The 6638-nt window shown below is 45.6% G+C and carries 7 protein-coding genes; 1 reads left to right on the forward strand and 6 read right to left on the reverse strand.

The features are described 5' to 3' along the window. Nucleotides 1-62: 62 nt before the first annotated feature. Nucleotides 63-707: a PAQR family membrane homeostasis protein TrhA gene (trhA, locus tag BLR50_RS06410; protein ID WP_092639734.1), complete on the forward strand. Its 645-nt coding sequence runs from the start codon at nucleotides 63-65 to the stop codon at nucleotides 705-707. A 105-nt stretch (nucleotides 708-812) separates the two neighbouring features. Here trhA and BLR50_RS06415 read toward each other — a convergent pair whose 3' ends face one another. The 6 genes from BLR50_RS06415 to BLR50_RS06440 form a co-directional block, all read right to left on the reverse strand. Further along, nucleotides 813-1268: a DUF3021 domain-containing protein gene (locus BLR50_RS06415; protein ID WP_162840344.1), complete on the reverse strand. Its 456-nt coding sequence runs from the start codon at nucleotides 1266-1268 to the stop codon at nucleotides 813-815. 26 nt (nucleotides 1269-1294) lie between these two features. Then, entirely contained in the window at nucleotides 1295-1735 is a 441-nt protein-coding gene (locus tag BLR50_RS06420; protein ID WP_162840345.1) for a LytTR family DNA-binding domain-containing protein, read from the reverse strand. A gap of 170 nt (nucleotides 1736-1905) precedes the next feature. Further along, entirely contained in the window at nucleotides 1906-2262 is a 357-nt protein-coding gene (locus BLR50_RS06425) for a late competence development ComFB family protein (protein WP_162840346.1), read from the reverse strand. A gap of 66 nt (nucleotides 2263-2328) precedes the next feature. Continuing rightward, nucleotides 2329-4602 carry a tetratricopeptide repeat protein gene (locus tag BLR50_RS06430; protein WP_162840347.1) on the reverse strand — a complete coding sequence of 758 codons (2274 nt, stop codon included), beginning with the start codon at nucleotides 4600-4602 and terminating at the stop codon, nucleotides 2329-2331. Nucleotides 4603-4724: 122 nt separating this feature from the next. Further along, nucleotides 4725-6029 (reverse strand): ABC transporter substrate-binding protein, encoded by a 1305-nt coding sequence (locus BLR50_RS06435; RefSeq protein ID WP_162840348.1) that lies wholly within the window; start codon nucleotides 6027-6029, stop codon nucleotides 4725-4727. A 395-nt stretch (nucleotides 6030-6424) separates the two neighbouring features. Continuing rightward, nucleotides 6425-6638, reverse strand: a 214-nt coding sequence (locus tag BLR50_RS06440) for a transposase (RefSeq protein WP_205408674.1), incomplete at its 5' end; no start/stop codon positions are given.

Below are 6638 nucleotides of genomic sequence, written 5' to 3' on the forward strand. Positions count from 1 at the left end.
GATATAGTTTTAATTACTAGATTATATAATTATGTTATTTGTTAAAGGTGGTTGATGGAATTATGCTGCATCGTGCTAAGGATGAAATAAGCTTTCTTACGCATTTTATAGGTGCACTGCTCTGTGCTTTTGGGACAATTCTGCTTGCCATTAAGCCGCTGATTACAGATACCGTTACTATTATTTCACTGCTGGCTGCGTTGGTCTTCGGGGTTTCGCTGATACTGCTGTATACGGCAAGCGCAACCTATCATTTTACCAAAGGCAGCGAAAAGCTTTGTACTGTTCTGCGCAAGATTGACCATTCTATGATTTATGTACTAATAGCAGGCACCTATACTCCCGTTTGCATGCTGGTGTTTTCACAGCCGAAGGGGCTTTATTTCTGCATTGCTCTCTGGTGTGTCGCTATACTCGGCATCCTGTTTAAGGTTTGCTGGATAAACTGCCCGCGTGCCATATCGGTCACACTTTACCTGCTAATGGGCTGGTCGATTCTTTTAGACATTCCGGCTATGCTGAGGTTCTCGGTTGGCGGAAGGGTATTCCTGATACTGGGCGGTGTATTCTATACGGTAGGTGCCATTATTTATGCCATCAAAAAGCCAAACATCAGCAAAAAATTCGGCTTTCATGAGCTGTTTCACGTATTTGTAATGTTGGGTAGCCTGATGCATTTTACGATGGTGTATGCTTATATCCTTTAGGTGATCTCCAATTAAATTGCTATTTCCTTTATTCTTCACTCAACAGACAAAGCGCCTATACCGCCTGCGCGGTATGGCGCTTTGTCATACTTATGGATTAATGAGTCATCTATTCTTGAGTTTTTGGTTCAGCCTGCGTGTTTTGCCTCTCCAAACAAAAAACTGAAGCACCCAAACAAACGCATATATAACAATCCAAATGGCAAAATACGAGATAACTGATGCAAAAGTTGGGCTTACCCACCGCAAGAACAGGGCAACGGGGAAAAATACCCCGCAAAGAATAATCAGATGCAGAACCGTCTGCTTGGTGATACCCCATTGCTCAACCTCAAATATGCAGGAAGCTGCTGCAAACGCAAAGCCTATAATGCAGCTAAATAGAAATTGCAGCCCAACGGCATTAAGCTCTCCGCCTGCAAACTGGATAAACGACGGTACTGCCGCAATATATTCTCCTTTGCCCCATCCAAGCGATATTAGCAATACAATCAGCTGAGAAATAAACACGCCAATCGGAATACCGATAAGGCCCCTTAACAACGCCTTTTTTAATGTCATAACCATACTCCTCCAATTAAACAGGCTTAAAGCCCTAAGTATTGTTTGATTTTTTCTACATATCTTCTCGACACATAGGTGGTTTCACCGTTCTTAAAACGCAGCGTAATAGTGCCAGAAAGGCCCATATCCATGCTTGCTACCTTGCTGAAGTTTGCAATTTCGGAATTCGAGATACGCACAAATGTAGTACCCGCAAGCTGTTCCTCCAGCTCATACAGGCGGCTTTTTAAGCGGTACTCCCTGTTTCCGGATTTTGCAAACACCCGCTGCTCCTGTGCATAGATTTGCTGAATATCTGCGCGATCTAATAAGAAAGCCTCGTTTTCAATATAACCGATAATTACCTCGGGTAAATTGTCGGAAAGCCTGCTTACCAGCTTGGCAAGCTCCGGTGTCATAGCGTCGGTATGAAGCACGAGCTTTGGCTCGGCTGCCCCAGGTTCTATTACGATCTCAACCTTCAATGTCATTCCCCCTTTTATTCCTGCAGGCTATGTTTTTATTATAAAAGAAATCGTTATACAAACAATAAAATGAATATGGATGGTTGATATTTAAACATAGACGGCAGAAAAGCCTACTAAAGTAAGCCCTTATTATAGCAAAAGCCCCCGGAATAAACCGGGGGCGGAGATTAGCCTTCGTGCCTTGGGTGATCTTTTACATACATCACCGCAGAGGTAATGATAGCGGATAGATTGATGTCGTTTTGAATATCTGAAAGATTGATTCGGGAAAACAACTCACCTTGCTTGGTGGCAACGTATTTGGATGGGATGTTGTTGAGCACGATGGCGAGAATATCGTTGCGGCATTTTGTGCAGTTGCAGCAACCTTCTACATGGGACAAAACAGAATCAATCTTCTCCCATACAATCTCCACCATAATGTTCTTTACATTTAGATCACTGACATCCGTAATTGTGGTAAGCTTGGGGTTAAGAGCAATAGGTTGTTCTGCTGTGGTATTTGCCGGATTCTCGTTTGCCAAGATGCTCATCCTCCTATTTAATATCTCCATTAGTCCGGAGTTTTGATACACCAAACGGTAATTTCATTAACCAGCCTTAAGTGTCTTTAATGCCTTTACCGCCGGAGCAAAGCCCTGAGAGGCGGCCGCTTCCAGCAGCTTTCTTGCCCAAGACTCTTCAATACGTATACCATCGTTGCGCTGTGAAAGCTCCCAAACCTCGTAGCAGGCCGGAGCATAGCCGTATTCGGCCGAAAGCTTTAGCAGACGCTGGCCTTCTGCCTCATCCTTTTCCACCGGCTCACCCTCGCAAACACCGTCGGTTCGAATCTTAGAAAGCGCGTAGATTGCCTTGGGGTAGCACAGCTTCATCGCCTGCTCGATAAACGAAATGCCACTTGCTACATTCTTAGTTACCATATCGCCCTTGATATACAGCACGCCGAGATCATACATGGCCGAGGGGTTTGAATTTTTAACTGCCTCAATGAGGTAGTTCAGCGCCTCGTTGTCATCAAGGCCCATTTCGTTGCTGCTTTTGAACAAAACCCACATCTGATATTGGGCCAGCGCATAGCTTTTTGCGGAAAGCAGCAGCCATTTATAGGAACGTTCTTTGTTTACCTCGGTTTTTAACGAACGGTATTCGCCGGTATAATAAAGCTGATATAACGCAAACTGCGCCTTACCTTCACCGTATTTTGCCGCTTTTTCCAGCAGTGCTGCACCCTTTTGCAGGTCGACATCGGTGTATTCACCGGTAAGATAGAGGTTGGCCAGCTCGTAGGTAGCAGGATAATAATTCAGGCTGTCGGCCTTCATCAACCACCCAATGGCCTCCTGACGGGTAAACATAACCTCGTTATCCTTTTTATAAAGCTCCCATAGCGTCAATTGGGCGATGGGGTTACCCTTTTTTGCATTATCAATCAAGCCGGAAAAAGCTTTGCCCAGATCCTTCTCCAGCAGAACATCCTTATAGCGGCCGGCACGGTACATACCATATACTTTTAGCTGCGCTCCGTGGTTGTTCAGCTCCGCCGCTTTCAGGATACACTCGATACCTTTATTGTTGTCCTTTGGTAAGCTTTTGCCTTCGATATACAACTCTCCAAGATCATTCAGTGCCTCCGGCACATGATTATCTGCCGCAACCTTTAGCCAGTTAATTGCGGTTTCCTCGTCCATCAGCAGGTCGTTGCCGCCTACATAGAGCGACCATATCTTATAGCACGCCGCATAGCAGCGGTTATTGGCTGCCTTGAGCAGATTTTCTACCGCATATTTTTTATCAATCCTCACCTCGCGGCCCATGCACTCACCGCTGAAGAATGCATTGAACAGCGTAAGCTGTGCCTCGCCGCAGTTCTTGGCCGCGGCTTTTTCAATAACCGAGAGGTAATCGGCTACAGATTCATCTGAAACAAAGGAATCGTTATAGATGTTGTAAAGCCTCTCAACCGCCTCGCGATGGCCGTTTCCGGCTGCAAGCTTCAGCCAGTGGGCAGCCGACTCTTCGTTAAAGTTATCTCCGGGGCGGGTGGCGTATTCATACATGGTATACTGCGCGTCCACATCGCCGTTCTCGGCAGCCTTTTTATAGAGCGACAGGGCATTTTCATCGCCAGCCTTCTCTATCTCCTCCAAGTTCCTAGTGTTTTCAACCTCTTGTACGGCTTTTTCGTAGCCGCCTGCCGCCGAACGCTTTAACCAGCTAACGGCAACCACCGCATTAAACACGCCGAGACTTTCATCCCGGTATACGCGATAAAGGGTATACTGCGCCGCCGTATTGTTAGCGTTCTCTGCGAGGTCTTTTAACAGTTCCAGCACCGCATTGAAAAGCTCATGATCCTTATTGCCCTTTTCAAGCTGTGCAAGCGCGAAATCAAGCTTTTCCTGTTCGGTGCCGATTGTTTTCAGGTACTTGGCATATTTATCGAGCGAGTAAAGGGTAAACTTTTTGCCGAGGTTCACGATAAGGTCAAAGCTCGCTGAATCCTGTTCCCCCTCATCCTTCAGAAGCAGGGAAACCTTAGCGGTTACGCGGCGATTTGGGGAAAGATCGGAGAATATCTCGTAAGGAACGTTGATACGCATCTTTTTGCCGGCGAAAGCCTCGCGCTTAACGGGTACGGAGATGCAAATCTCCGACCTGTCGTTTGCAAACTGGGTATATTCATTTTCATCGGCTATATGTATCGGCTTACCGGATAGGCTATCGGTAAACGCTATCTCAATGGTACATTTTTTTCTTTTAAGTTCCTCCGATACCAGATCTACAGAAAAAGTAAAGGTATCGCTGCTATCTGGCTCAAAGCGCGCAGTCATAATCTTGTTTGCAACTGTATTTCCCTGCACTGTAACTCCTCCTCGTTTTTCGTCGTATTGTTTTTTAAAAGGCCAAATCCTTTTTAGGCTCGAAATTATATTTACCATTATATTCCAATCTGCCGGTTTTTTCAACACCCTGCATTATTCTTTTAATTGGCGGTGTTGTCAAACGCCTTTCCGAATACCTGTTCGGCTGTTTGTTCGTCTTTTGCTACTGCGGCTGCGTTAGAGATAACGGAATTCCATGTATTTGCGTCCATTCGCGCATCCAGCGGTTTAATGGCTGTGCTCACCTTGCTGCAAAGCTCGAACGCCGATTGCGCAAGCTTGCTCTGCGAAACGGGCTTTCCGCCTTTTACTGCGGGAAGCCCCGCGATATTGCTAAACCGGCCGATAGCCTCGGCGGTGGTTAACTGCTCTACCAGCTTAACGGCAGCAGCCTGTTTTTGGACATCATCCCACGCCTTTCTGGAGATATAGAAACCGGAGGAGAACCCTCCCGTTATCTCACCGTCTGTACGTTTTCCGCCTTCAGGCATCGGAAATGGCAGCACTATGGTAGAATCGCCCAGGCCGCTTGCTTCCAGCCTTGCCACAAGCCATGAGCCGTCTGCTTTCATAGCAGCTTTTTTTTGCATAAACAGGTCGGTTGCTTCACCCTCGGAAGAGCAAGCCTCCGGCTGCCCAAAAGCGCCCTGCTTGTTTAATGATGAAAGTGTCTGCATTGCGCTAAGCCAGCTTTGAGGCACCTCACCCACCGCCTTAGGGAGCGTTTTATAATTCTGTGCACCACCTGCAGCAAGAATAAGTTGGTCAAGAAGATAGTGCGGAGTATCGTTAAGAGAAGCAGAAACCGGAATAATTCCCGCTTTTGAAAAGGCATTAATCGCTTTAACAAAAAGCGGCCAGTTGGTAGGTAGCTCAAGCTCGTATTGCTCAAACAGGTCGGTGTTTACAAAAAGCCCCTCATAAAAGCCACGAACCGGCACCGCCATCGCTTTGCCGCCGTCGGCTATGCTTTCCAGCGCATAGGGCGCTATATCTTGGGCATAATCAGGGTATTTTACTTTAATCTCATCCACCGGCACTATAAGGTTTTCCTTAGTAAATGCGGCAGCATTGACGCCTGTATGAAAAAAGAATACATCAGGCTGGCTACCACTCTCAAACGCCGCAGCAAGCTCTGTTACAATATCCTCGCTAAAGGCTTCTGAGGTATCTGAAATCTGAACGGCTTGGTTTTTGGCCTTAAATTCTTCAAGTAAGGACTTATACACCGCACCATCGCTGCTGTCATCCGCAAAAAGAGTAAAGGTTGTTAGCTGTGCCGCGCACGTCGAAGCCGAGGACTCATCGCCCATTGTTGTATTGTGTATGTCAATTCCCTGTGCGCAGGCTGTGATCATTGTAGAACACAATATTGCAGCAATTAAATAGGCCGCCGCCTTTTTCATAGGCTTAATCCTTCCTTCCCAAAGGTTTATGCCAGGCGTAAGGAAAGACATAAAACCATCAAAATACAAGATAACCCGCTCAAAGAAACGTATCTGCGCTTAACCGTTTCGACTATTTACACAGAATTTCTTTGAAAATTATATCTATACAGGTAATATTATAGCCTTTGACACCCATATTTGCAACCAGATATTCTGAGTATTAATATATAATGTTTATATAATTTTTTATAGAAAAGCGTAAAAACGCACTGATAATCAAAACCACCAGTTAAACTGGTGGTATGCACCAGCCCTAAAAGGGCATATTACTGGCACAGCGTCTCAAGACGCACTGAATGGTTCCGCCAACCGCATTACTATTACGGGCAGCCGCTAAAGCGGCTGTTCGTTTTTCATGCCTTTGTTTCCTTGCTACCCGTGAACGGGTCTATGTATTCTTTGAATGATATTTGATCTGAAGCTATGTCTTCTTGTAATTGGTTTTTGATATATTCTTCAATTACTTTTGCATTTCTTCCTACTGTATCAACATAATATCCTCTGCACCAGAAATGCCTGTTCCCATACTTATACTTCAAATTTGCATGCCTATCAAATATCATTAAA

Origin of the sequence: Acetanaerobacterium elongatum (genome assembly GCF_900103835.1) — a bacterium.
GTDB classification, from domain to species: domain Bacteria; phylum Bacillota; class Clostridia; order Oscillospirales; family Ruminococcaceae; genus Acetanaerobacterium; species Acetanaerobacterium elongatum.

What these genes read in the sequence shown, in the direction of transcription:
- trhA (WP_092639734.1), top strand. Translation starts at nt 63, where the DNA reads ATGCTGCATCGTGCTAAGGATGAAATAAGCTTTCTTACGCATTTTATA.
- BLR50_RS06415 (WP_162840344.1), bottom strand. Translation starts at nt 1,268, where the DNA reads ATGACATTAAAAAAGGCGTTGTTAAGGGGCCTTATCGGTATTCCGATT.
- BLR50_RS06435 (WP_162840348.1), bottom strand. Translation starts at nt 6,029, where the DNA reads ATGAAAAAGGCGGCGGCCTATTTAATTGCTGCAATATTGTGTTCTACA.